We start from the raw sequence: 2,012 nt of genomic DNA, 5'->3' as shown, positions 1-2,012 counted from the left end.
TCGCCCCATTCGATTTTAACGTCGGGAATCTGTTTGAAAACTATGGCAAACAGAAGAACCGCAGACGCAAACGAAAACAGCAGCTGAATTATGAAAAAAAACGCGGAAGCAGCAAACGTTCCTGTCACGCGGCTAAGGGCACTGCTGATGGAATCAAAAAGCAAAGTGGTGTACTCTAACCAGCCGATAACAAGCACTGTTGAAACTGCAATTAGAACAAACGGGACAAGCCTTTCCCGAATCCTGATTTTAAGGCTTCTGCCTTTGGGCAAATGTACGTCCCACACCGTGTTAAAAGTGTCCTGAAGCACAACAAACGCACCCACCGCACCCAAAAGAGCAAAAACCACACTCAAAAAAGAGTTCAACAAAGACGTAAAAGTGTTGGTTACGCCTTCAAGAAGCCGACTGAAAAGACTCGCAATTGTTGGTCCAGCGATGGCTTGAATCTGCGCAATCAATTGCTCAGTGCCCTGCGTTGACCCGTAAAACTGAGAATACAAAAGCACCGTGATAAGCAGAACAGAAGGCAACGGCAGAACAACAAAAAACGCCAAAGCCGCAGCCCTGATGGTAGCGTTGTTATCCTGCCACTTTCGAAAAGCCGCCTTAGCAATCAACCATAACTCTTTACGATTCATAAACAACCACATTTAACCAAAACAGTCAACAACTCTCCCACACAAGGAAAGACAGTTAGATAAACACCAAAAAGTAAGGTTAGCCAATATTAAAATGTGATTGACAAACACTTAAGCAGCAAAACCACTCAAGGTCTCCCGGCCCTTGAAAGCAATTAAATGGTACACAGCAAAAAACCAGTCGTGTCCTGATTTTTCAGCTGACTGTTTTATGAGCCGTCATGTTTCTTCAACGCATCGGCAACAGCAATCTTGGTTGCACAACCAATTAACTCACCCATCTTTGTGTGTCCACTCGTAATGAGTAAAGGCGTCCCAGTTTTTCCCGAAGCCACAATTATGTTATCTGTTCCTGTACCAGTTGCTTGATTATAGCTGTACACGCTTTTAACATTCAAATCTTGCAGAGCAGCAGTCTTAGCTTCCGTAACCGTAATAATCGCACGTGCCATCGCACCATCACTTAAAGCAGCGTTGGTGAGAAGAATCACGTTGATTGTTCCAGCGGCTCCGAGAGCACCAACAAATTTACCGTCCCGCTCCACATAAACCGCTTCATCCACGCCCGTTCGCAATGCATTACCCTTTGCCCCTGCAGTAGCAAAACAGCAAACAGTGAATTCTTCATATGACTTTTCACAGACAGCTAAGTTATCCATGTCGACGCTTGTGCTCAAGAAAGCAATTGATTTAGGGTTAAGCCCTAGCGCCAAAGGCAATTTGCGTTTAAACTCTCGATAATTTTTCATTGTACGCTCAGAAAGCTTCAGAGGAGTATACGTGTTACCTACAAAAGACACCTTTCGGTAGCCATCCAACGTGGAAAGCACCCGACTGTCACCCTCAAAACCAATTAACAGAGTATTTAACCTAAAACCCCTATAGACAGGGTAAATTACTTTGGCTTCCACATCCTTTAACGAAACAGCAAGTTTCTTTTCACTCAATTTTTCACTGACTTCTTTCACGTTCAAGCATCTCTAGTTTTCACTTTTACCTGCTTACAGCTTTAGGGAATCGGTCAGACGATTAAACTCATGTGAGTCATGCTTACACGAGGTCTGAGCAAACTCTGAAACAGTTTATTCACTGGTGGACCTTGAATAATAGAGTCCGCCTCGCGGGATTTTGGTAAGGTTATTTTGAGGGCGTAATCAACGTGGCTCATCACTTATGTGGCAGGGTAACATTCGGTGGCTTCTTTAGACCCCCATGCCCGTCTGATAACGGGGTTACTTGGGGGACGCCTAGAAACGAGCGGGTCACACTACACTTCACCCCATAAACCCGCTCAAGATTCTCCTCCGTCAAAACCTCCTCAGGCAAACCAGCCGCAAAAACCTCCCCCCCACGAATCAAAACCATAACATC

3 protein-coding genes are annotated in these 2,012 nt (G+C 44.9%); all 3 read right to left on the bottom strand.

The window, feature by feature from the left end; translation table 11 throughout:
* A partial coding sequence (locus tag NWF01_06680; protein MCW4024705.1) for a YihY/virulence factor BrkB family protein occupies positions 1-641 on the bottom strand: 641 nt, incomplete at its 3' end.
* A 209-nt stretch (positions 642-850) separates the two neighbouring features.
* Entirely contained in the window at positions 851-1,609 is a 759-nt protein-coding gene (locus tag NWF01_06675) for an adenosylcobinamide amidohydrolase (protein MCW4024704.1), read from the bottom strand.
* Positions 1,610-1,808: 199 nt separating this feature from the next.
* Positions 1,809-2,012: ABC transporter ATP-binding protein (locus NWF01_06670; GenBank protein ID MCW4024703.1), on the bottom strand; the 204-nt coding region annotated here is incomplete at its 5' end.

It is taken from the genome of Candidatus Bathyarchaeota archaeon (assembly GCA_026014585.1).
GTDB lineage: Archaea > Thermoproteota > Bathyarchaeia > Bathyarchaeales > Bathycorpusculaceae > Bathycorpusculum.
Note: the sequence above shows the minus strand (reverse complement) of the source record. Positions and strands in the feature narration are given on the sequence as shown.